The organism is Allobosea sp. GW821-FHT03A12, assembly GCF_058986765.1.
This window is the reverse complement of sequence record NZ_JBYSVZ010000003.1, coordinates 256,452-279,989: the sequence shown is the minus strand read 5'-3', so window position 1 is coordinate 279,989 and position 23,538 is coordinate 256,452. Positions and strand designations below refer to the sequence as shown.

Below are 23,538 nucleotides of genomic sequence, written 5' to 3'. Positions count from 1 at the left end.
ATGCTGGGTCAGACAGAGCCTAGGGAGCGTGGACATGACAGACCCCTCACCGCTTCGGTTCCATGTTCCCGTCCCCGCGAGTCGCCCCGGCGAAAAACCCGACTTCTCCCATGTCGTGATCCCCAAGGCCGGCTCGGTGCAGCGCCCGCCGGTCGATGTCGACCCCCGCGAGATCCGCGACCTCGCCTATTCGATCATCCGCGTGCTCGATCGCGAGGGCGAGGCGGTCGGTCCCTGGGTGCCGGAGCTCTCCAAGGACGAGCTGATCCGAGGCCTGCGCCATATGCTGACGCTGCGCGCCTTCGACGCCCGCATGCAGATGGCGCAGCGCCAGGGCAAGACCTCGTTCTACATGCAGCACACAGGCGAGGAGGCCGTCTCCTGCGCCTTCCGCATCGCGCTCGGCAAGGGCGACATGAACTTCCCGACCTATCGCCAGGCCGGGCTGCTGATCGCGCACGATTATCCGCTCGTCGAGATGATGTGCCAGATCTACTCGAACGAGCGCGACCCGATGAAGGGCCGGCAATTGCCGGTGATGTACTCCTCGAAGGAGAACGGCTTCTTCTCGATCTCGGGCAACCTCACCACCCAGTATGTGCAGGCCGTCGGCTGGGCGATGGCCTCGGCGATTAAGGGCGACAACAAGATCGCAGCCGCCTGGGTCGGCGACGGCTCGACCGCCGAGTCGGATTTCCACGCCGCCCTCGTCTTCGCCTCGACCTACAAGGCCCCGGTCGTCCTCAACGTCGTCAACAACCAGTGGGCGATCTCGACCTTCCAGGGCATTGCGCGGGGCGGCTCCGGCACCTTCGCCGCCCGCGGCCTCGGCTTCGGCATCCCGGCGCTCCGCGTCGACGGCAACGACTATCTTGCCACCTATGCCGTGGCGCAATGGGCGATCGAGCGGGCCCGCCGCAATCTCGGGCCGACGCTGATCGAATATGTCACCTACCGCGCCGGCGCGCATTCGACCTCGGACGATCCTTCCGCCTACCGACCCAAGCACGAATCCGACGACTGGCCGCTCGGCGACCCGATCGTCCGGCTGAAGCAGCACCTGATCGCGATCGGCGCCTGGACCGAGGAGCGCCACAAGCAGGCCGAGGCCGAGATCATGGCGACCGTCATCGCCGCGCAGAAGGAAGCCGAGAGCTTCGGCACGCTGCACGCCGGCGGCAAGCCTTCCTCGCGCGACATGTTCGAGGATGTCTATGCCGAGCTACCGCCGCATCTGCGCCGCCAGCGCCAGCAGATCGGAGTCTGAGCCATGGCCCGCATGACCATGATCGAGGCGATCCGCTCGGCCCTCGACGTCTCCATGGGCCGCGACGACAACGTCGTCGTTTATGGCGAGGATGTCGGCTATTTCGGCGGCGTCTTCCGCTGCACCCATGGCCTCCAGCAGAAATACGGCGTCAACCGCTGCTTCGACGCACCGATCAGCGAGCTCGGCATCGTCGGCACCGCGATCGGCATGGCGGCCTATGGCCTGCGCCCCTGCGTCGAGATCCAGTTCGCCGACTACATGTATCCGGCCTATGACCAGATCGTCTCGGAAGCCGCGCGCCTGCGCTACCGCTCGGCAGGCGACTTCACCTGCCCGATGGTGATCCGCATGCCGACCGGCGGCGGCATCTTCGGCGGCCAGACCCACAGTCAGAGCCCGGAAGCCCTGTTCACTCACGTCTCCGGCCTGAAGACGGTGGTGCCGTCCAATCCGCGCGACGCCAAGGGCCTGCTGATCTCGGCGATCGAGGATCCCGATCCCGTGATCTTCCTCGAGCCGAAGCGGCTCTATAACGGCCCGTTCGACGGCCATCACGACCGCCCGGTCACGCCCTGGTCGAAGCACGAGCTCGGCGAGGTCGAGGAAGGCCACTACACCATCCCGCTCGGCAAGGCCGCGATCCGCCGCGAGGGCTCGGCCGTCACCATCGTGACCTACGGCACCATGGTCCATGTCGCCCAGGCTGCCACCGAAGAAACTGGCATCGACGCCGAGATCATCGACCTGCGCACCCTGCTGCCGCTCGATCTCGACGCGATCGTGGCCTCCGTCGCCAAGACCGGCCGCTGCGTCGTCCTGCACGAGGCGACGCTGACCTCGGGCTTCGGCGCCGAGCTCGCCGCGCTCATCCAGCAGCACTGTTTCTACCATCTGGAGGCGCCGATCATGCGCGTCACCGGCTGGGACACGCCTTATCCGCACGCCCAGGAATGGGACTATTTCCCCGGCCCCGCCCGTCTCGGACGGGCGCTTCGCGACATCATGGAGGCACGCTGATGGCCGAGCGCATCATCAAGCTGCCCGATGTCGGCGAGGGCATCGCCGAGGCCGAGCTGGTCGAGTGGCACGTCAAGGTCGGTGACATCGTCCGCGAGGATGACCTGATCGCCGCGGTGATGACCGACAAGGCGACCGTCGAGATCCCCTCCCCGGTCGAGGGTGAGGTCACCTGGGTCGGCGCCGAGATCGGCGACACCGTCGCGATCGGCTCGGCGCTGGTGAAGCTGAAGGTCTCAGGCGGGACCGCGAGCGAAGAGCCTGCCGAGGCGGAGGCGCCTGTCGAGCCGCCGAAGGACAAGCCCGCTGCCGCGGCTCCTCCGGCCATGCCGGCAGCAGCTCCGGAGCCCGCTCCCAAGCAGATGCCGACGCCAAAGCCGGCGGCTCCGGCCCGCGCGGCGCCCGTCGCCACCACGCCTGCACCGCGCCGCCCGGTCGGCGAGAAGCCGCTGGCATCCCCCGCTGTCAGGCTGAAGGCGCGCGAGGCCGGCGTCGACCTGCGCCAGGTCCAGGGCTCCGGCCCGGCCGGCCGTGTCACCCATGAGGATATCGACGCCTTCATCCTGCGCGGCCCCGAGGCTCCGGCCAAGGGCGGGCTCGTCGCCAGGACCGCGATCACCGACGTCAAGGTCGTCGGCCTGCGCCGCCGCATCGCCGAGAAGATGGCGCTGTCGAAGTCGCGCATTCCGCACATCACGATTGTCGAAGAAGTCGACGTCTCTGCTCTCGAAGACCTGCGCGCCGCGCTCAACAAGAAGCCGACGGCCGAACGGCCGAAGCTGACGATACTGCCCTTCCTGATGCGGGCGATGGTCAAGGCGCTCGCCGAGCAGCCCAATCTCAACGCGCTCTATGACGACGAGGCCGGCATCGTCCACCAGCATGCCGGCATCGATATCGGCATCGCCACGCAGGCGCCGGCCGGTCTGATGGTACCGGTGGTCAAGCATGCCGAGGCGCGCGACCTCTGGGGCTGCGCCATCGAGCTTTCGCGCCTGGCCGAACGGGCCCGCGACGGCTCGGCCACTCGCGACGAGCTCACCGGCTCGACAATCACCATCACCTCGCTCGGCGCGCTCGGCGGTATCGCCACCACGCCGGTGATCAACCATCCCGAGGTCGCGATCGTCGGCGTCAACAAGATGGTCGTCCGCCCGGTCTGGGACGGCACCACCTTCGTGCCGCGCAAGATGATGAACCTCTCCTCCAGCTTCGACCACCGCGTTATCGACGGCTGGGACGCGGCGGTCTTCGTGCAGCGGCTGAAGGAGCTGCTCGAGACCCCGGCGACGCTGTTCGTGGATATGTGAGCGGCGGGAGCGAGCTATGACCGACATCACCTGCAAGCTCCTCGTCATCGGTGCCGGCCCGGGCGGCTATGTCTGCGCCATCCGCGCCGGGCAGCTCGGCATCGACACCGTCATCGTCGAGAGCACCAAGCTGGGCGGCACCTGCCTCAACATCGGCTGCATCCCGTCCAAGGCGATGATCCATGTCGCCGAGGAGTTCGAGAAGGCGGCCCATGCCGCCGCCGGCAAGACGCCCTTCGGCCTGACCGCCGCCGAGCCCAAGCTCGACCTGAAGCAGGCCGTCGCCTGGAAGGACGGCATCGTCCAGCGCCTCAACAACGGCGTCGCCGGCCTCTTGCGCAAGGCCAAGGTCAAGATCGTCCACGGCCAGGCCCGCTTCCGCGACGGCAAGACCGTGGCGGTCGAGACCGAGACCGGCCCCAAGACCATCACGGCCGAGACGATCGTGATCGCGACCGGCTCGGTCCCGGTCGAGCTGCCCTTCCTGCCCTTCGGCGGCAACGTCATCTCGTCGACCGGCGCGCTCGCGCTGACCGAGTTGCCGAAGCGCCTCGTCGTAGTCGGGGGCGGCTATATCGGGCTCGAGCTCGGCACCGCCTTCGCCAAGCTCGGCAGCAAGGTCACCGTGGTCGAAGCGCAGGACAAGATCCTGCCGCTCTACGACGCCGAATTGACGGGGCCCGTGGCCAAGAGCCTCTCGGCGCTCGGCGTCGAGGTCCTGCTCGGGGCCAAGGCGCTCGGGCAGACCGCCAAGGGCGACGGCCTGCGCATCGAGACGGCAGACGGCAAGGAGCGCGAACTGCCGGCCGACAAGATCCTGGTCACCGTCGGCCGGGCGCCTGCGACGGCCAAGCTCGGCCTTGACGAGCTCGTGCTCGACATGGACGGGCGCTTCATCCGCATCGGCGAGCGCTGCGAGACCTCGATGCGCGGCATCTACGCCATCGGCGACGTCACCGGCGAGCCGATGCTGGCCCACCGCGCCATGGCGCAGGGCGAGATGGTCGCCGAGATCGTCGCCGGCGAGCCGAGGATCTGGGACAAGGCCTGCATCCCGGCGATCTGCTTCACCGACCCCGAGATCGTCTCGGCCGGCCTCTCGCCGAGCGAGGCGAAGGCGGCCGGCTACGAGACCAAGATCGGGCTGTTCCCGTTCCAGGCGAATGGCCGCGCCATGACCCGCCATGGCGAGGCCGGCTTCGTCCGCATCGTCGCCCGGGCCGACAACCATCTTGTCCTCGGCATCCAGGCGGTCGGACAGGGCGTCTCGGAGCTGTCCACCGCCTTCGGCCTTGCGATCGAGATGGGCGCGCGGCTCGAAGACGTCGCCGGCACGATCCACGCCCACCCGACCTTGGGCGAGGCCTTCCAGGAATCGGCGCTGAAGGCGCTCGGCCACGCCTTGCACATCTGAGCCTTGCACATCTGAGGCGAACGCAGGCCGGCACTCAACCCGGCGAGGGTTGACGTAGCGGCTCAGGCCGCTTCGACTGGCAGGACGGGTCAGGACGGACCCGCCCTGACTGCCGGAGCTTTCTGCCGTGACCGAACCCTGCGATCTCGATGCCGTCGCCGCCCGCCGCCTGATCGGCGAGAAGAAGCTCTCGGCGAGCGAACTGCTCGAAAGCTGCCTCGCCCGCATCGACGCGGTCGATCATGCCGTCAACGCCATGGTGGCGCGCGACGACGAGCGCGCCCGCGCCACGGCGAAGGCGGCCGATGCGGCCACCATGCGCGGGGACGCTCTGCCGGCGCTGCACGGCCTGCCGATCGGGATCAAGGACCTCGAGGACGTCGCCGGCCTGCGCACCACCTATGGCAGCCCGCTCTTCGCCGACCATGTCCCGACGCAGGACCAGGGCATCGTCGCCTCGGTGCGCAAGGCCGGCGCGGTCATCGTCGGCAAGACCAACACGCCCGAATGGGGCGCCGGCGCCAACACCCGCAATGCCGTCTATGGCGTCACCGGCAACCCGTTCGATCCCTCGCGCTCCGCCGCCGGCTCCTCCGGCGGCTCGGGCGTCGTGCTCGCGACCAATATGGTGCCGATCGCCACCGGCTCGGACACCGGCGGCTCGCTGCGCAATCCCGCCGCCTTCAACGGCATCGTCGGCTTCCGCCCGACGCCGGGGCTGGTGCCGAGCGACAAGCGCCCGCTCGGCTGGAACCCGCTGCCGGTGCTCGGCCCGATGGCCCGCACCGTGCCGGATCTCTGCCTGCTGCTCGGGGCCATGGTCAGCGACGATGCCGCCGACCCGCTGGCGACGATCATCCACGGCAAGCAGGTCCGGCGCGCGGAAGACTTTGCCCGGCCGGAGCATTGCGATCTCGCCTCGCTGAGAGTCGCGATCACTCCCGATTTCGGCTTCACGCCGACCGAGAAACACATCCGCGAGGTCTTCGCCGACAAGGTCGGGCGCTTCAGCAAGGTCTTCGCCCGGGCCGACGAGGCGACGCCCGACTGCTCCGGCACCGATGAGAGCTTCGAAGTGCTGCGCGCCGTCTCCTTCCTCGCCAGCCATCATGAGCGCTCGATCAAGACGCCCGACAAGGTCGGCCCCAATGTCCGCGCCAATGTCGAGGAAGGCCTGCGCTACAGCGCGCTCGACGTCACCCGCGCCCTGAAGCAGCAGACCGTGCTCTATCATGAGTGGCAGCGCTTCTTCGAAAGCTACGACGTCATCCTGTCGCCGGCGATCACACTGTCGCCGCGGCCCTGGTCCGAGCTCTACCCGGCCGAGATCGACGGCAAGCCGACCCGCACCTATTTCCACTGGCTGGCGAATGCCTATGCCGTGACGATCGTCGGCCATCCCGCGATCTCGCTGCCGGTCGGGCTCGATCGCAACGGCATGCCGTTCGGCCTGCAGATCGTCGGCCCGCGCGGCGGCGACGCGAAGGTGCTTGCCGTCGCCGCCGCGCTGGAGCAGCTTCTTGCGGGCGATCCGCTGACGGCGCGCCCCGTGCCCGATATCGCCAAGCTGAAGGCCGCTCCGAGGCTGGCGGACAGCCCGAATTTCCTCGGCTTCGACTAGGCTGTCATTCCGGGGCGACCCGCAGGGTCGAGCCCGGAATCCAGAACCGATGCCCGTTCAGGATGGACAGACCGCTTCCGGAGGTTTCACGATCAACGTCTCGGTTCTGGATTCCGGGCTCAGGCCTGTTGGCCTGCCCCGGAATGACGGAGAGTTTCCGCACTAACCAATCATAAAAAGGGGAGAGATATATGAAGCGTCGTCAGTTCCTGCAGGGCACGGCAGCCGCCGCCCTGTTCGCTCCAGCGCTCGCCCGCGAGGCGCTCGCACAAGCGCCGAGCGCAACCGTGCTCAAGATGGCGCCGCAGGCCAACCTCACCTCGCTCGATCCGATCTGGACGACGGCGACCGTCACCAACAACCACGGCTACTACGTATTCGACACGCTTTATGGCGGTGATCTCGACCTCAAGCCGCAGCCACAAATGGCCGAGGGCCATGAGATCTCGGCCGATGGCAAGGTCTGGAAGATCAAGCTGCGCGAGGGCCTTGCCTTCCATGACGGCCAGCCGGTCCGCTCGATCGACTGTATCGAGAGCCTGAAGCGCTGGTGCCAGCGCGACCCCTATGGCCAGCTGCTGATCAAGGCGGTCGAAGCCTGGGGGGCGCCGGACGAGCGCACCATCGAGATCAAGCTGACCCGGCCCTTCCCGATGATGCTCGACTGCATGGCCAAGGCGGACAACCCGCCCTTCATCATGCCGGAGCGCCTGGCCAAGACCGAGGCGACCAAGCAGGTCACCGAGATGACCGGCTCGGGTCCCTATAAATTCGTCGCCAGCGAATATGTCTCGGGCAGCCGCGTCGTCTACGAGAAGAACGAGGCCTACAAGCCGCGCAGCGAGCCGCCGAGCCGCAATGCCGGCGGCAAGGTCGCGCATTTCAAGCGCGTCGAATGGCCGATCCTGCCCGACCCTGCGACCGCCGCCGCCGCCCTGACCAAGGGCGAGATCGACTGGTGGGAGCGCCCGCTCGCCGACCTGCAGCCGCTGCTGGCGAAAAGCCCGGACATCGTCCGCGAGGTCATCGACAAGAACGGCCGCGGCTCGATCATGCGGCTGAACCATCTCCAGCCGCCCTTCAACAATCCGAAGGTGCGCGCCGCGGTCCGCCTCGGCGTCAACCAGGAAGACTATATGCGGGCGTCGCAGGGCGACGACACCACCGCCTGGCAGGTTTGCCGGAACCTGTGGTGGCGCGGCACGCCCTATTACACCGGCGAGCTCGAGGACCTGATGCCGCAGAGCCTCGACAAGGCCAAGGCGGCGCTGAAGGAGTCCGGCTACAACGGCGAGAAGGTCGTCATCATCAACCCGACCGACTTCCCCGATATCGGCCCGCTCGGTGATGTCACCTACGAGCTGCTGAAGGCGATGGGCATGAATGTCGAGATGGCGGCGAGCGACTGGGGTACGGTGATCCAGCGCCGCAACAGCCGCGAGCCGGTCGAGAAGGGTGGCTGGAGCATCTTCCACACCACCGGTGCTGCGGTCGGCTGGGGCAACCCCGCTTTGTCCAATCTCGTGCGCGGCCCCGGCGACAAGGGCTGGTTCGGCTGGTGGACCAATGCCAAGGCCGAGGAGATGGCCGAGGAATGGCTCTACGCACCTGACGAGGCCAAGCAGAAGCAGGTGGCGGTCGCGCTCGGCCGGCTGGCGCTGGAGGAATGCGCCACCATCCCGCTCGGCCAGTTCGTGATCAAGACGGCCTATCGCAAGGGCCTGACCGGCATGCTGCCGGGCTCGGCGCCCTATCCGTGGGGGTTGAAGCGGGGGTGAAATCTCGCCGTCATTCTCGGGCGGCGCGTAGCGCCGACCCGAGAATCTCATGACGAGAAGGCGCTGGCTGGCACCTCTTTCGGCCTGAGATGCTCGGGTCAGGCCCGAGCATGACGCCTACCTCAATTCGCCGCCATCGCCGCCGACCAGGGCGAGGCGGCGTCGCTGATGCCTTCCTGCCCGTCCTGTCCGGTTCGCACCATGTTCGGGCAGGCGAAGTTGAGTGGCAGCACGCCGTGCTCGACCACGGTCAGCGGTCCGGCTGCCGCCAGCGCATCGAGCGTGCCGTCCGGCAGGCGCGCATCGGCGCTGGTCCCATCGGGACCGGAGACGTCGATCCGCGGCTGATGCGCGGCATCCTCCAGGCTCATGCCGCTGTCGAGGGTGAAGGCCAGCATCTGGTAGACGCTGGCGAGGATGCGCCGCCCGCCCGAGGCGCCGGCGCCATGGCGCGGATAGCCGCCATCGGCCGGTGTCACCACGACCGGGCACATATTGCACAAGGGGCGGGCTCCCGGCGCGATCGCATTGGCACTGCCCGGGCGCGGGTCAAACCACATCATGCCGTTGTTCATCAGCACGCCGGTGTCGGGCAGGACGAGGCGGCTGCCCATCGAGGACAGCAGGGTCGTGGTCAGCGCGACGATGGTGCCCTCGCCATCGACGACGGTGAGATGCGTGGTGCAGGTCTCGCCCGGCTCCTTTGCCATCTGCGCGGCGCCGAGGCCCTCGAGCCGGCTGGCATAGGCTTCGCGCATCACCTGCGACAGCCTGGCGAACCAGGCCGAGTCCGGCCCGCCCTCCGGCGGCGGACTTGCTGCCATGCCCTCGACCACCGCCTGCAAGGTCGGCGCCGCCGTCAGGCCGCCGGCGGTGTGGATGCGGTGCGTGCCGCGCCAATCGATCACCGGCGCCTCGCGCACTGTCGCGCGGCAATCCGCCAGGTCCTGCGCATCGACGACGCCACCGGCCGCGGCAATGTCGGCGGCCAGCCGCTTCGCCAGCTCGCCGCGGTAGAAATCGTCGAGCCCGGCTTTGGCAAGATGCTCCAGCGTGCTGCCGAGATTGCCGAGCGTCCGGAAGCCCGGCACGCCCTGATAGGGCGGCACCGGCGGCAAGCCATCCGGCAGGTAGATGCGGGCGCTTTCCTGATAGAGCCGCAGCACGGAGGCTGAGGAGGCGATCTTCAGCGTCGTATACCAGTCCTGCGCGAGGCCGCGCTTGGCCAAGGCGATTGCAGGCGCGAGCAGCTCCGAAATCGGCATGCTCGTTCCGAACCGCTCCTTCAAGGTCGCGTATCCCGAGACCGACGACGGGATGCAGAACGAGAGCGGGCCGTGAATGTTGCGGTCGCCCTCGACCTCCGGCCAGGCGAAGAGGTCGAGCTTCATTGCGCCCGTCATCGGGTAGTCGGCCGGGTCGGCGCGGCGCGGCGCGACCGGGCCGAAATCGACGACCTGCGCCCTGCTTTCGCCGCCCTTCAGCACGACGCCGAAACCGATGCCGCCGAGCCCGCTGTTCCAGGGTTCGACCGCCGCCAATGCGAAAGCGGTCGCGACCGCGGCGTCGGCGGCATTGCCGCCGGCTTCGAGGATCGCCACGCCCGCTGCCGCCGCCTCATGGTTCTGCGACACGACGATACCCTTGCCTCCGCGCGCCGAAGGCTTGGTCAGGCTCCAGTTCTGGGTGCGATAGGCCTTGGCGCGGCGCGGCTCGGTCGTCATTGGGCAGGATCCGGTCTCGATGGGGACTGCCATCGTGGCATGCGCACGCCGGAGCGTCACTTGAGGAAGACTCAAGCCTGCCCCGCGATCCGCGCCGGATCAGTGAGCCTGGCGCTCCTCGCCCGGCAGGTGCACCACCGCCTTGATCGGGAGATGGTCGGAGGCGAGCCGCGACAAGTCGGTATCGTGCAACTGGACCTGCGTAATGGTCTCGGCGGGATAGGCGACGATGCGGTCGAGCGCCCAGATCGGGAAGCGCGCCGGGAAGCTCGGGATCGCCGCCTGCAGCGGGCCGAATTTGGGGGCAAGCCCGTGCAGCGAGGATTTCTTGCCGACCCGCCATTCGTTCAGGTCGCCCATCAGGAAGATCGGGCGCCCGTCGGTCGGCTTGGAGGCATTGATCAGCGTCTCGACCTGGCGGGAGCGCGAGTGGCGCAGCAGGCCCAGATGCGCCGCGACCACCCGGATCGGCGCGCCGCAGACGGTGAGATCGGCAATCAGCGCCCCGCGCGGCTCGACCCCGGGCAGGACGAGCTGGCGCGTTGCGGTGACCGTGCCCTCGCGGAAGAGCACGACATTGCCGTGCCAGCCATGCCCCTGCCAGGCGCTCTGCACCGGCACCGGCTTCAGGCCGGTGCGGCGCTCGAGACGGCTGAGGTCGAGCAGGCCGGCGCGCTCGCCGAAGCGCTGGTCGGCTTCCTGCAGCGCCACGACATCGGCATCGATCTGGCGGATCACCTCGATGATCCGGTCGGGATCGAAGCGGCGGTCGCGCCCCACGGCCTTGTGGATGTTGTAGGAAGCGATCCTGAGCTCGGTCGCCGGCGGCGTGCTGGCGAGCGCCTGCTGCCCGGCGATCTCACGCGTCCAGCTCGACATCTGCGGCGGCCGCAGCACCCTGATCCGGCGCAGGCCGCGCCCTTCGAACTCCAGCATCCGGCCGGCATCTCCAATCGCTCGCCCAGGCTCCAGAGCATGTTCCGCAAAAGTGCACACCACTTTTGCGATAAGAACATGCTCAACTTTTGAACTCGCGAGTTCTTCGTGCAGCCAATCCGGCTGCACGGAGAACTCGTTAGCAAGAGCCTTGCCAAGATCAATCCCCGAAAGGCGCGATGGTTCGATCGACCCCGGACGAACGACTCGCATCTCCTCTCCGTTAGCGGAAAAACCAGGCTGGCGCAGCATGGCGATCAACCGGTCTCGACCTGTTGATCGCCGCCATGGCGGCCCCTTGCAGCGACCAGCCCGGGCTATGTGGCTGGCACTGAATCGGCCGCAGCAGACTGCGCCGGATCGCCTGCCGCCGGATTGCGCACCAGGCGCGGCGCCGTCGCATCGAGCAGCGGCAGCGCCGCCGCCCCGAGCGCGGCGGTGAACTGGCCGGTGGTGCCACGCTGGACCCGCGGGATGGCGCGGTCGCCACGCCTTGCGACCGAAAGTGGCAGCGGCTCGGCCGCCAGGATCAGCGCATCGATGACGCTGTCGGGCAAGGCGCCGCCGAGCACGATGGTCTCCGGATCGAACAAGCTCTCCAGCATGGCGAGCACCGGCGACAGCATCTGCCCGGCCTGCGCGATCCAGGCCAGAACGGCAGGGTGGCCCTCGGCATGAAGCCGAGCGATTCCGGCGGCATCGACCTGTCCTGCGCCGGCCAGGCGCAGCGCTTCCTGCAATGCCGGCGGCGAGACATAGCGTTCGAGGCAACCTTCGCGGCCACAGACGCAAGGCAGGCCCTGCGGCACCGCCGGAAGGTGGCCGATCTCGCCGGCATTGCCCTGGGCACCGCGATAGGGCTCGCCGCCGAGCATCAGCCCGAGACCGAGGCCGAGCCCGAAATAGACCAGGCAGAAGTGTCTGAGATTGCGGCCGACGCCATAGAGATGCTCGCCGACAGCCGCCGCCGTGGCGTCGTTCTCGATCGTCACCGGCGTACCGAGCGCGGAACTCATCAGCGCTGTCACGTCCTGCCCGGTCCAGCCCGGCAGCGCGGTCGAGCCGACGGTGAGCGTGCCCTCGACATCGAACGGGCCCGGCATCACCACGCCGCAGCCGAGCAGACGCTCCGGCATGCCCTTCGCCGCTCGCGCCCGCGCGAGCTCGCCCGCCGCCAGCGCCTGCACCGCCTCGACCGCGAGATCCGGCAGCGGCGCGACGCGTTGCGCCCGGACCTCGCCGGCGAGGTCGACCAGCACGGTGGCGACATGGTCGGCAGCAATCTCCATGCCGGCGGTGACGCCACCATCGGCATTGAGCGCGAACTCCACCGGCGGCTGGCCGCGCGCCGTGCGCCGCCGGCCGAGCTCGACCAGGAAGCCTTCCTCCAGCAATTCGGCGACGATGTTCGAGACGGCTTGCGCCGTCAGCCGGGTCAGGCTGGCGATGTCGGAGCGGCCGAGCCGGCCATGCTGGCGCAAGGTCTCCAGCACCACCCGCCGATTATGGCGGCGCGCTCGCTCGGGATTAGTGCCGAGCGCGGCACTGTGAGCGGCTGGCGGCTTGCGATGCGGCATCGGGGCAGGCTCTCCAAGAGCACGCTCCGATCAGCTTGCATCGCAAGCTGATCGGAAAAGCGTTCTCTATCATAAAGTTAGAGACGGATTCACCGATCAGATTGATTCAATCTGATCGGATCCGGCTCTAGACATCCACAAGCTGCGCCGGGCATTAATCCAACTCAAGTGAATTAATCGGTTGACAGCAGGCGAGCGGCGGGAAAATCATGACGGCTGGATGTCCGGCCGGCCGGGAGCCATGCGGCGGACGTCGCAACCAGATGGGGAGGAAGACCATGCGCGGCTTTCGCGGATTCTTGCTGGGCATAGCGATGTCGGTCGGCGCGATCGCCGGCGCCCGCGCCCAGACAGTCGAGATCGAGTATTGGCAATATGTGTTCGACGCCCGCATCAAGGCGATGAACGAGCTGATCAAGCGCTTCGAGGCCGCCAACCCGACCATCAAGGTCAAGCACACGACCTTCCCCTATGCCGACTACCAGACCAAGATCGTCGCGGCGGCGCCCGCCGGCCAGGGCCCGGACGTGGTCCAGCTCTTCTATGGCTGGGTCGACAACTTCATCGCGGGCAAGGTGATCCGCCCCCTGCCGCGCGACGCCTTTCCGCCGGAGATGATCGAGAAGGAATTCTATCCGATCGTCTCGGCGATGAAGCGCGAGGGCGAGTACTACGCCCTGCCGACGGCGGTACGCTCGCTGGCGCTGTTCTACAACAAGAAGATCTTCCAGGAGGCCGGTCTCGATCCGGCCAAGCCGCCGAAGACCCTCGATGAATTCCTGGACGCCGCCAAGAAGACGACCAAGCGCGACGGCGCCGGCAACATGCTGCAGGCCGGCGTGACGCTCGACATGCCCGGCCAGGACTATCACTGGTGGCGCGAGGTGCTGCTGCGCCAGATGGGCGGCAAGCCCTATTCCGACGACAACAAGACCGTGACCTATGACAGCGAGGCCGGCGCCAAGTCGCTCGCCTGGTATGCCGACCTGCAGCGTACCCACAAGGTCGGCCTCGCCGGCTTCATGGACGAGGGCCAGGCCGCCTTCCGCGCCGGCCGCGCCGCGATGACCATCGACGGCTCCTTCCGCCTCGGCGCCTTCGGCGGCATCAAGAACTTCGAATGGGGCGTCGCCGAGCTGCCGGCCGGCCCGGACGGGACCAAGTCGAACTTCGCCAGCTACTGGGTCAACGCCATCACCACCAAGCCCTCGGGCGAGAAGCTCGAGGCGGCAAAGAAGTTCATGGCCTTCGTGACCTCGCCCGAGGCGATGCAGCTCTGGCTGGAGACGGTCGGCGAACTGCCGGCGCGCAAGGCGGCAGCGGAGACCGAGAAGAACCTCACCCACCCCGTCTACGGCCCGTTCCTGAAGGCGCTGAACTATTCGCAGGCGACCGTCTTCGTCGACGAGCTGCCGCAGCGCCAGGTCATCCTCGACATGGCCAATCGCGTGCTGCTGCAGAACCAGGAGCCGAAGGCGGCGCTCGCCGAGGCGGCCAAGGCCGAGCAGGCCATCCTCGACCGCTTCTACAAGAAGTGACGGCGACCGTCTGAGCAGACGTCAGGACAGGACGCGCATGACCACCGACACCGAAGTCGCCCGCTCCGGCGGGCGCCTCTGGCAGGGCCTCAGCCTGCAGCAGAAGCAGGTGGTCTGGGCCTGGGCGTTCCTGGCCGTGCCGATCCTGTTCTACGGGCTGATCCGCTTCTACCCGACGGTCGAGGCCTTCGTGATCTCGACCACGAAGTGGAACCTGATGACGCCGCCCAGCTTCGTCGGGCTGGCCAATTTCGAGCGCCTGCTCGCCGATCCGGTGTTCTGGAAGGTGTTCGGCAACACCTTCCTCTATCTCGTCATCGGCACGCCGGTCAGCCTGATCCTCGCCTTCGTCATCGCCTATCATCTCGACCGCGTCCGCTTCATGCACGGCTTCATCCGGGCACTGTACTTCCTGCCCTTCCTGACCACGGCGGCGGCGATGGCCTGGGTCTGGCGCTGGTTCTACCAGCCGGTGCCGATCGGCCTGTTCAACAACCTGCTCGCCGGGCTCGGCATCGCCCAGCAGCCCTTCCTGCGCTCGACGACGCAGGCGCTGCCCGCGGTCCTCGCCCCGGCGATCTGGGCCGGCCTCGGCTTCCAGGTCGTGATCTTCCTGGCGGGCCTGCGCGCCATTCCGACGACCTATTACGAGGCGGCGCGGATCGACGGGCTCCCCGATCTCGCGATCCTCAGGAAGATCACGCTTCCCCTGCTCAAGCCGACGATCATCTTCCTCGTCGTCTTCTCCTCGATCGGGTTCCTGCGGATCTTTGATCAGGTCTACAACATGACTAGCCAGACGAGCAGCGATCCCGGCGGGCCGCTGAACGCGACCAAGCCGCTCGTGCTGATGATCTACCAGACCGCCTTCTCCTCCTTCGACATGGGCTATGCCGCGGCGCAGACCGTGGTGCTCTTCCTCGTCCTGCTCTGCATCTCGCTGCTGCAGCTGCGCCTGCTGAGGGACCGCTGATGAGCACCATCGCCTCCCCGATGTCCGGCCGGATCGAGCCCGGCCGCATCCTGACCTGGCTGCTGCTCTTCGGCGGCGGCCTGCTGATGGTGACGCCGCTCGCCTTCATGTTCGCGACGTCGCTGAAGGATTCCTCCGAGATCTACGATCTCGCCTTCTTCCCGGCGCATCCGACGCTCGAGAACTACGTCACGGTCCTGTCCGACGGCCGCTTCCTGCGCTGGTTCGCCAACTCCTTCGGCATCGCCACGGCGGTGACGCTCTCCAACGTCTTCTTCGACAGCCTGGTCGGCTATACCCTGGCGAAGTTCCAGTTCCGCGGCCGCTACCTCATCTTCGTCGCCATCCTCTCGACGCTGATGATCCCGACCGAGATGCTGGTCATCCCCTGGTACGTCATGGCCAAGAACTTCGGCTGGCTCGACAGCTATTGGGGCATCATGTTCCCGGGGATGATGACCGCCTTCGGCACCTTCCTGATGAAGCAGTTCTTCGAGACGGTGCCGAACGACTTCCTCGAAGCCGCCCGCGTCGACGGCCTCAACGAGTTCGCGATCTTCTGGCGCATCGCTTTGCCGCTGGTGACCCCGGCGCTCTCGGCGCTGGCGATCTTCACCTTCCTCAGCAACTGGACGGCCTTCATCTGGCCGCTGATCGTGACCACGAGCAAGGAGCTCTACACCCTGCCCGTTGGCCTCACGAGTTACGCGGTGGAGGCGCAGGTCCAGTGGGAGCTGATCATGACCGGCGCGGCGCTGGCGACCCTGCCGACGCTCACCGTCTTCCTGCTGCTGCAGCGCTACATCGTCCGCGGCGTCGTGCTCGCCGGGCTCAAGGGATAAGTTCGATGACCGAACCCGCCGACCCACGCGTCAGCGACACATCCGTCTTTCCGAATCCGGTCTACAAGGAGACAGTGCTGCGCCCGCTCTTCGATGGGGCAAAGACGCATCATGTCGAGGGCTTCCGTGCCATCGACCGCGCCCATCTCGTCATGCTGGCCGAGACCGGAATCCTGCCGCGCGAAACCGCGTCCGGCATCGCCCGCGCTTTGCTCGCGATCGAACGGGAGATCGATCCGGCGGCGCTGACCTATACCGGCGAGGTCGAGGATTATTTCTTCCTAGTCGAGGCCGAGCTGCGCAAGCGCTTGCAACCTGACGACAATGGCCGCCTGCATACCGGCCGCTCGCGCAACGACATCGACCACACCTTGTTCAAGCTGGCGCTGAAGCCGCGGCTCGACCGGCTCGGCCAGCAGTTGCGCGCCGTCATCGCCGCCGCCCTGACGCTAGCCGAGCGCGAGAAGGCGACGCTCATCGTCGCCTACACCCATGGCCAGCCAGCCCAACCCTCGACGCTCGGCCATTACCTCGGTGCCGCCATCGAGGTGATGCTGCGCGACCATCAGCGCTTGATGCAGGCGCGCGAATTGCTCGACCTCAGCCCGCTCGGGGCCGCCGCGATCACGACCTCGGGCTTCCCGCTCGACCGCCACCGCACCGCCCATCTGCTCGGCTTCAAGGCGCCGCTGCGGAACTCCTATGGCTGCATCGCCGCGGTCGACTATACGACCTCCGTGTTCAGCGCGATCGAACTGGTCTTCCTGCATCTCGGCCGGCTGATCCAGGACCTGCAATTCTGGACAGCCTTCGAGGTCGGCCAGATCTATGTCCCCAACGCCTTCGTGCAGATCTCCTCGATCATGCCGCAGAAGCGCAATCCCGTACCGATCGAGCACCTGCGCCATCTCGCTTCGCAGACCGTCGGCCGTGCCCGCATGGTCCGCGACATCGCCCACAACACGCCGTTCACCGACATGAACGACAGCGAGGGCGAGACCCAGGAAGCCGGCTACCAGACCTTCGAAAGCGGCGGGCGCGTCCTCGACCTGCTTGCGGCGCTGCTACCGGCGCTGTCGGTCGACAGCCGCCGCGTCGCCGAGACCATCCGCCGCTCCTGCATCACCGTCACCGAGCTCGCCGACACGCTGGTGCGCAAGGAGGGGCTCTCCTTCCGTGCCGCGCATGAGATCGCAGCAGCCGTCTCACGCGCCGTCGTCGCCCGTGACGGCGACCTGCCGCGCGACGGCTACGCGCCTTTCGCCGAGGCCTTCCGCCACGCCGCCGGGCGCGAGCCCGCTCTCAGTCGCGAGGATTTCGCCACCGCCGTCTCGCCGGAGAACTTCGTCGCCCTGCGCGAACGCTTCGGCGGGCCGGGTCCGAAGGCGCTCGGCGAAGCGCTCGCCGCCTATCACGCTGAGCTCGCCGCGGCCGAGGACGCAGCCGCCGCGACCGCCCAGCGCGAGGACGCGGCACGCCGCGAGCTCGACGCCGCCTTCACCGCCCTTGCAGGAGCCGCCTGATGGCCGGGATCGCGATCGAGAAGCTGGTCAAGCGCTATGGCCCGACGCAGGTCGTTCATGGCATCGACCTCGATATCCAGGATGGCGAGTTCGTCGTCTTCGTCGGTCCCTCCGGCTGCGGCAAGTCGACGACCTTGCGCATGATCGCCGGGCTGGAGGAGATCAACGACGGCACGATTTCGATCGGCGGCCGGGTGGTGAACCGGCTCGAGCCGAAAGAGCGGAACATCGCCATGGTGTTCCAGAACTATGCGATCTACCCGCATATGAGCGTCGCCGAGAATATCGCCTTCGGCCTCTACACCTCCCAGCTCGACAAGGCGGCCAAGCGCAAGCGGGTGGAGGAGGTCGCCGAGGTGCTCGGCCTGACCAAGCTGCTGGAGCGCCGCCCGTCCGCCCTCTCCGGCGGCCAGCGCCAGCGCGTCGCCATCGGCCGCGCCATGGTGCGCGATCCCGCCGTCTTCCTGTTCGACGAGCCGCTCTCCAATCTCGACGCGCAATTGCGCGCGCAGATGCGGCTGGAGATCAAGCGCCTGCACCAGCGGCTGGGCACCACCATCGTCTTCGTCACCCATGACCAGGTCGAGGCGATGACGCTGGCCGACCGGATCGTGGTGATGCGCGACGGCCATATCCTCCAGGTCGGCGCACCAATGGAGCTCTACGAGAAGCCCGCCGACGTCTTCACCGCCCGCTTCATCGGCTCGCCGACGATGAACATCGTGCCGGCGAAAGCTGGTCAAGGCACGCTGCAACTCGGCGAGAAGCCGCTCGCCTGGCCCGCCACGCTCCCGGCCGACGTCCTCGTCGGCGTCCGGCCGCAGGAACTGCGCGTGCTGGATCAGGCTGACAGCGCCGATCTCATCCTCTCCGGCACCGTCGCGGTGGTCGAGCCGCTCGGGCCGGAGACCTTCGTCCATGTCGAGACCGTAGGCGGTTTGCTGCTCGCCTCGGCGCCGGCCAAGAACCCGCCCGCCGTCGGCAGCGCTGTCCGGCTCGGTGCCTCGGCCTCGGGCTTGCGCCTGTTCGACGCCAAGAGCGAGCGCGCCCTGTGACCTCTCGGCGCCCCCAGCCGGACGGGCTCGTGCTCAGCACCGGCCGGCTCTATTGCGACCTCCTCTTCCGCGGGCTCAAGGCGATGCCGCGCCTCGGCGAGGAGCGCTTCGCCGACGATTTCGCGATCGTTCCCGGCGGCGGCGGCTTCATCACCGCGGCCCACCTCGTCGGGCTGGGGCGCCCCGCCGCTTTGCTCGCGCGCCTCGGCGAGGACCCGCTTGCGCAATCGCTGCTGCCGGCGCTCGACCGTAGCGGCGTCGAGCTCACCTTCCTGGAGCACGCCGCCGACGCCGGACCGCAGCTGACCGTGGCGATGGTGCAGGATGGCGAGCGCGCCTTCCTCTCCCGCCGCGCCGGCACGGCCCGCCCGGCGACGCTCCCAGCCGCGCTCTGCGATGTCCGCGCGGCCCATCTCCACATCGCCGAGTTCGCGACCTTGGCCGAGATCCCGCATCTGGTGACCGACGCCAAACATCACGGCCTCACCGTCTCGCTCGACCCAAGCTGGGACGATGCATTGATCCGCTCGCCCGACCTCATCGCCCTGTGCAACGGCGTCGACATCTTCCTGCCGAACGCAGCAGAAGCGCGCGCGATCGCGGCTTGCGACGATCTCGACGCGGCTGGACGACGGCTCGCCCGGTATTTCGCGCTGGTGGTGATCAAGGACGGCGGCGACGGCGCCCGCCTCTATCAGGGGCAGGAGAGCCTCATCCTCCCCGCCGCGCCCTGCCAAGGCGTGCTCGACACCACCGGCGCGGGCGATGCGTTCAACGCCGGCTTCCTTGCCGCCTGGCTCCGTGGGAGCTCCCCCGAACGCGCCCTCGCCGAAGGCATCGCCTGTGGTACGCTTTCGGTCCAGAGTGTCGGCGGCGCCGGACAGGTGCTCGATCCGCGCCAGGTTGCCGGCATCGCCGACCGACTGCTCGAAGAGCCCTTGCGTCGCCATGGTTGAAGCCCTGCTCACCCGTGAGGCGGCCGAGGCCGCCACCGTCGCGCGCCGCCAGCGCAGCGAGAACGGCGCTGCCATCGCCGATCTCGTCGAACGCCTGCGGATCAAGCGACCGGCCTTCGTCGCTACCTGCGCCCGCGGCTCCTCCGACCATGCCGCGACCTATGGCAAATACCTGATCGAGCGCACGCTCGGCCTGCCGGTCGCCTCACTCGGCCCGAGCCTCGCCTCGGTCTATGGCGGCGAGCTCGATCTCTCGCGCGCCGTGTTCATCGCCGCCTCGCAATCCGGCCGCAGCCCCGACGCGCTGCTGCTGACCGAGGCCGCAAGACGCGCCGGGGCGCTGGTGGTCGGCTTCGTCAATGACGAGGGTTCGCCGCTCGCCGCCATGGTCGACGTGCTCGTGCCGCTGCAGGCGGGGGCAGAGAAGAGCGTCGCCGCGACCAAGAGCTTCCTAGCCACCTGCCTCGCCTTCCTGCACCTGACAGCCGAGTGGGCGCAGGACGAGGCCTTGTCCGCCGCGCTGGCGCAGGCGCCCGAGGCATTCGACGCCGCCGGAGGCTGTGACTGGACACCGGCCCTCCTGTCCTGGCGCGAGGCTAGCAGCCTCTATGTGATCGGCCGCGGGCTTTCCTTCGGCATCGCCCAGGAGATCGCGCTCAAGTTCAAGGAAACCTGCCGCATCCACGCCGAGGCCTTCAGCGCAGCCGAGGTGCTGCATGGTCCGCTCGCGCTTGTCGGGCCGGGCTTTCCGGCACTGGCGCTCGATCCGGGCGACGAGGGCAGCGAGAGCGTCAGCGCCGCGGCTAAAGCCTTCACCGGTCTTGGTGCCGATCTGCGCTATGCTGGCAGCACCCTCGTAACGGGAGAGGCCCTGCCCTTGCCGCCCGGCCTGCCGGCCGCCTTGCTGCCGCTGGCACAGGTGCGCGCCTTCTACGGCGCGCTCGCGACGCTCGCGCAGAGTCGCGGCCTCGATCCGGACCGCCCGCCCCACCTCTCCAAGGTGACGCGAACGGTCTGATCCGGTCTCATTTGCCGAGCACGAGGTTCGGCAGCCAGGTCGTCAGCGGCGGCCAGAGCGTGATCGCGGCGAGCACCGCCAATAGCGGCAGCAGCCAGGGCACGATCGCCCGCGACATCGCCTCGAACGAGATCTTGGCGATCTTGGAGGTGACAAAGAGCACCACGCCTACAGGCGGCGTGATCGTGCCGATCATCAGGTTGAGCACGAAGATCAGGCCGAACTGGATCGGATCGATGCCGAACTGCGCCGCCGCCGGCGTCAGGATCGGGATCAGGATCAGCATCGCCGCCAGCGCCTCCATGAAGCAGCCGACGAAGAGCAGCAGCAGGTTGACGATCAAAAGGAAGACCAGCGGATTGCCGGCGAGATCGACCAGCATCGGCCCGACCGTCTGCGGGATGCGCGAGATCGACAGGCACCAGCCGAGCGCCGCCGCGCTCATCACCAGCGCCAGCACGACGCCGGTGGTCTCGACCGTCTGGACCACCAGTTCCGGCAGATCGTTCAGCGAGAAGCTGCGATAGACGAAGAGGCCGAGCACGATCGCATAGGCGGTCGCGACCGCGGCCGCCTCCGTCGGCGTGAAGATGCCGGCCATCATCCCGCCGAACAGGATGACCGGTGTCATCAGCGCCCAATGCGCCTCCTTGTAGGCGACCCAGAGCTGCGCCATGCCGGGGAAAGGATGGCGCGGCAGATCGCGCTTCCCCGCGACATAGACCACCATCGCCATCAGCGCGCCGGCCATCAAGAGGCCGGGAATGACGCCGGCGAGGAAGAGCCCGCCGATCGAGACGTCGGCGGAAACGCCATAGATCACCATCGGCAGCGAGGGCGGGATGATCGGCCCGATCGTGGCGGAGGCAGCGGTGATCGCCGCTGCCGTCTCGGGATCGTAGCCCTCGTCCTGCATCGCCTTGATCTCGAGCGTGCCGACGCCGCCGGCATCGGCCACGGCCGAGCCCGACATGCCGGCGAAGATCACGCTGGCGAGAATGTTGGCGTGGCAGAGCCCGCCGCGCAGCCAGCCGACACAAGCGGTGGCGAAGGCGAAGATCCGGTCGGTGATCCCCGCCGAATTCATGATGTTACCCATCAGGATGAAGAGCGGCGCTGCCAAAAGCGGGAAGGAGTTGGCCGACTGCGCGATCTTCTGCGGGACGATGCCGAGCGGGAAGCCGCCGAAATAGGCGAAGGCGATCGCTGCCAGCCCCATCGAGACGAAGAGCGGCACGCCCATCAGCAGGGCGATGAACCAGACCGGCAGGATCTGCAGCATCAGGGTGCTCATAGCGGCTGCGTCCCGGGTTCGGCGGTTTCGACCTTACGGCCGGCGACGACGTCGCCAATCTCGGCCAGCGCCTGCAGGATGAGGGCGACGCCGGCGAGCGGCATCACCACATAGAGCGCCGCGCTCGACACCGGCAGCGCGATCGACTCGACATCCCAGGTCCGCTCGATCAGCCCGAAGGAATAGCGGATCAGGATCGCGGCGAAGAGGATGATCGACGCTTGCGTCACGATCTCCAGCAGCCGCCCGGCCGGCTTCGGCAGCAGGTCGGCGAAGACGGTGATGCGGATATGCGAGCGCCGCCTCGCGGCGATGATCCAGCCGACGAAGCCGGTCCAGACCAGCAGGTATTGCGCCAGCTCATCGGTCCAGGCGAGCGGGGCGTTGAGTTGGCGCGAGGCGACGCCGAGAAGAACCGCGACGAGCAGAGCCAGCAAGAGGCCGACGGCGGCAGCGTGGACCAGGCGGTCGGTGAAGGCGACGAGGGATTTCATCGGCGTCCGTCTCGGGGGCGCGGGGAACCCCTCTCCTGAAAGGAGAGGGGCAGGGGTGAGGTGTTCGGAGTGGAAACTTTGGCCTGAACCCGACCGCGCGGTGAGGGCTCGCGGCACTGGTCGAACCGCCTACACCTCACCCTGCCCTCTCCTTCCAGAAGAGGGTTACCCGCGCCTGTTGCGGTCATCGACGCACCCGTCAAAGCGCCGCGAGCGCGTCCCAGGTGCCCTTGCCCCATTTGCTCTCGAACTGCTTCGGCAGGCTCGCCAGCACCGGCTTGCTGAAGCTTTCGAGGTCCGGCTCGGTGACGCTCATCCCGGCGGCCTTCAGCGTCGCCACCAGGCTGCCTTCCTGGCTCGCCAGCTCGGCATCCTGCCAGGCGACGCCACTGGCGATGGCCGCTTCGAGGATCGTCCGGTCGGCGTCCTTCAGCCCTTTCCAGAAGTCCTGGTTCACGATGATCAGGCGCGGCGTGATGATATGGCCGGTCAGGATCAGGTGCTTCTGCACCTCTTGGAGCTTGGCGCTATGGATGGTCGGCAGCGGGTTCTCCTGGCCATCGACCGCGCCCTGGCTCAGCGCCAGATAGAGTTCGTTGAAGTTGACCGGCGTCGCCTTGGCGCCCCAGGCCTCGACCATGGCGCGGAAGGTGTCGACGGGCGGCACGCGCAGCTTGAGGCCGGCGACGTCGGCAGCGCTCTTCACCACCTTGGAGCCGGTCGTGAGATGGCGCTTGCCGTAATAGGTCACCGCCGCCATGCGCATGCCGCGCTTCTTGACGAGTTCGTCGTTCATCTGGGCGAAGACCGGCGCCTTGGCAACCTTGGCCATATGGGCCGGGTCGCGCCAGAGATAGGGCGCCTCGACCACCGAGAGCTGCGGCAGGAAGGAGCCGAGCGCGGCGGCGCCGTCGGTCGTCATGGTCAGCGCGCCCGAGGCGACCGATTCCATCATGTCCTTGCCGGAGCCGAGCTGACCGGCCGGGAAGGACTGGATGTCGACGCGGCCGGAGGTCTTCTCCTTCACCTCCTTGGCGATGCGGTCGACCATCTGCACTTGTGGATGGGTGGTCGGCAGCATCTCGCCCCAGCGCAGCACGGTCGCCTGCGCCCGCAGCACGGTCGGCATCGCGATCATCGCGCTAGCAGCGGTGGAGCCTGTTAGAAAACCGCGTTTCGTCAGCTTGGTCATTGCCGT

At 67.9% G+C, this 23,538-nt stretch carries 19 protein-coding genes; 13 read left to right on the top strand and 6 right to left on the bottom strand.

Annotated elements, in window-relative coordinates; genetic code table 11:
* Nucleotides 1–34: 34 nt before the first annotated feature.
* The 6 genes from AC3WLC_RS09090 (at nucleotide 35) to AC3WLC_RS09065 (ending at nucleotide 8,410) form a co-directional block, all read left to right on the top strand.
* Complete coding sequence (locus tag AC3WLC_RS09090) at nucleotides 35–1,267, top strand: 3-methyl-2-oxobutanoate dehydrogenase (2-methylpropanoyl-transferring) subunit alpha (protein WP_493683601.1); 1,233 nt, start codon at nucleotides 35–37, stop codon at nucleotides 1,265–1,267.
* Between the two features lie 3 nt (nucleotides 1,268–1,270).
* Nucleotides 1,271–2,287 (top strand): alpha-ketoacid dehydrogenase subunit beta, encoded by a 1,017-nt coding sequence (locus tag AC3WLC_RS09085; protein WP_493683600.1) that lies wholly within the window; start codon nucleotides 1,271–1,273, stop codon nucleotides 2,285–2,287.
* Nucleotides 2,287–3,597 carry a dihydrolipoamide acetyltransferase family protein gene (locus AC3WLC_RS09080; RefSeq protein ID WP_493683599.1) on the top strand — a complete coding sequence of 437 codons (1,311 nt, stop codon included), beginning with the start codon at nucleotides 2,287–2,289 and terminating at the stop codon, nucleotides 3,595–3,597. The genes AC3WLC_RS09085 and AC3WLC_RS09080 overlap by 1 nt, the downstream gene beginning before the upstream one ends.
* Nucleotides 3,598–3,613: 16 nt before the next feature.
* The gene (gene lpdA / locus AC3WLC_RS09075) at nucleotides 3,614–5,011 is read left to right on the top strand and encodes a dihydrolipoyl dehydrogenase (RefSeq protein WP_493683598.1); all 1,398 of its coding nucleotides are present in this window, start codon (nucleotides 3,614–3,616) and stop codon (nucleotides 5,009–5,011) included.
* A gap of 127 nt (nucleotides 5,012–5,138) precedes the next feature.
* Nucleotides 5,139–6,632 (top strand): amidase, encoded by a 1,494-nt coding sequence (locus AC3WLC_RS09070; protein ID WP_493683597.1) that lies wholly within the window; start codon nucleotides 5,139–5,141, stop codon nucleotides 6,630–6,632.
* A 191-nt stretch (nucleotides 6,633–6,823) separates the two neighbouring features.
* The gene (locus tag AC3WLC_RS09065) at nucleotides 6,824–8,410 is read left to right on the top strand and encodes an ABC transporter substrate-binding protein (RefSeq protein ID WP_493683596.1); all 1,587 of its coding nucleotides are present in this window, start codon (nucleotides 6,824–6,826) and stop codon (nucleotides 8,408–8,410) included.
* A 122-nt stretch (nucleotides 8,411–8,532) separates the two neighbouring features.
* Here the strand turns inward: AC3WLC_RS09065 and AC3WLC_RS09060 are convergent, their stop codons facing one another.
* The 3 genes from AC3WLC_RS09060 to AC3WLC_RS09050 all read right to left on the bottom strand — a co-directional run bounded on the left by AC3WLC_RS09060 (nucleotide 8,533) and on the right by AC3WLC_RS09050 (nucleotide 12,647).
* Nucleotides 8,533–10,134 carry a gamma-glutamyltransferase gene (locus tag AC3WLC_RS09060; RefSeq protein WP_493683595.1) on the bottom strand — a complete coding sequence of 534 codons (1,602 nt, stop codon included), beginning with the start codon at nucleotides 10,132–10,134 and terminating at the stop codon, nucleotides 8,533–8,535.
* A gap of 99 nt (nucleotides 10,135–10,233) precedes the next feature.
* Nucleotides 10,234–11,070: an endonuclease/exonuclease/phosphatase family protein gene (locus tag AC3WLC_RS09055; RefSeq protein WP_493683594.1), complete on the bottom strand. Its 837-nt coding sequence runs from the start codon at nucleotides 11,068–11,070 to the stop codon at nucleotides 10,234–10,236.
* 317 nt (nucleotides 11,071–11,387) lie between these two features.
* Entirely contained in the window at nucleotides 11,388–12,647 is a 1,260-nt protein-coding gene (locus AC3WLC_RS09050) for an ROK family transcriptional regulator (RefSeq protein ID WP_493683593.1), read from the bottom strand.
* Between the two features lie 278 nt (nucleotides 12,648–12,925).
* Between AC3WLC_RS09050 and AC3WLC_RS09045 the strand changes: the two genes are divergently transcribed.
* From AC3WLC_RS09045 to AC3WLC_RS09015, 7 genes are read left to right on the top strand one after another with little or no spacing between them, the layout of a single operon-like run.
* Nucleotides 12,926–14,185: a sugar ABC transporter substrate-binding protein gene (locus AC3WLC_RS09045; RefSeq protein WP_493683592.1), complete on the top strand. Its 1,260-nt coding sequence runs from the start codon at nucleotides 12,926–12,928 to the stop codon at nucleotides 14,183–14,185.
* 37 nt (nucleotides 14,186–14,222) lie between these two features.
* Nucleotides 14,223–15,158, top strand: a complete 936-nt coding sequence (locus AC3WLC_RS09040) for a carbohydrate ABC transporter permease (RefSeq protein WP_493683591.1) — start codon at nucleotides 14,223–14,225, stop codon at nucleotides 15,156–15,158.
* A complete protein-coding gene (locus tag AC3WLC_RS09035; protein ID WP_493683590.1) occupies nucleotides 15,158–16,000 on the top strand; it encodes a carbohydrate ABC transporter permease in 843 nt (280 codons plus the stop codon). Before AC3WLC_RS09040 ends, AC3WLC_RS09035 begins: the two co-directional genes overlap by 1 nt.
* A 5-nt stretch (nucleotides 16,001–16,005) precedes the next feature.
* Entirely contained in the window at nucleotides 16,006–17,523 is a 1,518-nt protein-coding gene (gene argH, locus AC3WLC_RS09030; protein WP_493683589.1) for an argininosuccinate lyase, read from the top strand.
* The gene (locus tag AC3WLC_RS09025; protein WP_493683588.1) at nucleotides 17,523–18,578 is read left to right on the top strand and encodes an ABC transporter ATP-binding protein; all 1,056 of its coding nucleotides are present in this window, start codon (nucleotides 17,523–17,525) and stop codon (nucleotides 18,576–18,578) included. The genes argH and AC3WLC_RS09025 overlap by 1 nt, the downstream gene beginning before the upstream one ends.
* Nucleotides 18,575–19,534: a carbohydrate kinase family protein gene (locus AC3WLC_RS09020; protein ID WP_493683587.1), complete on the top strand. Its 960-nt coding sequence runs from the start codon at nucleotides 18,575–18,577 to the stop codon at nucleotides 19,532–19,534. Before AC3WLC_RS09025 ends, AC3WLC_RS09020 begins: the two co-directional genes overlap by 4 nt.
* Nucleotides 19,527–20,552, top strand: coding sequence for an SIS domain-containing protein (locus tag AC3WLC_RS09015; protein ID WP_493683586.1), 1,026 nt, complete (start codon nucleotides 19,527–19,529; stop codon nucleotides 20,550–20,552). Before AC3WLC_RS09020 ends, AC3WLC_RS09015 begins: the two co-directional genes overlap by 8 nt.
* Before the next feature lie 7 nt (nucleotides 20,553–20,559).
* On the opposite strand, the gene AC3WLC_RS09010 is transcribed toward AC3WLC_RS09015, so the two are convergent.
* The 3 genes from AC3WLC_RS09010 to AC3WLC_RS09000 all read right to left on the bottom strand — a co-directional run bounded on the left by AC3WLC_RS09010 (nucleotide 20,560) and on the right by AC3WLC_RS09000 (nucleotide 23,532).
* Nucleotides 20,560–21,846: a TRAP transporter large permease gene (locus tag AC3WLC_RS09010; RefSeq protein WP_493683585.1), complete on the bottom strand. Its 1,287-nt coding sequence runs from the start codon at nucleotides 21,844–21,846 to the stop codon at nucleotides 20,560–20,562.
* Nucleotides 21,843–22,340, bottom strand: a complete 498-nt coding sequence (locus AC3WLC_RS09005) for a TRAP transporter small permease (protein WP_493683584.1) — start codon at nucleotides 22,338–22,340, stop codon at nucleotides 21,843–21,845. The genes AC3WLC_RS09010 and AC3WLC_RS09005 overlap by 4 nt, the downstream gene beginning before the upstream one ends.
* Nucleotides 22,341–22,539: 199 nt before the next feature.
* Nucleotides 22,540–23,532 (bottom strand): sialic acid TRAP transporter substrate-binding protein SiaP, encoded by a 993-nt coding sequence (locus AC3WLC_RS09000; protein ID WP_493683583.1) that lies wholly within the window; start codon nucleotides 23,530–23,532, stop codon nucleotides 22,540–22,542.
* Between the last annotated feature and the right edge of the window lie 6 nt (nucleotides 23,533–23,538).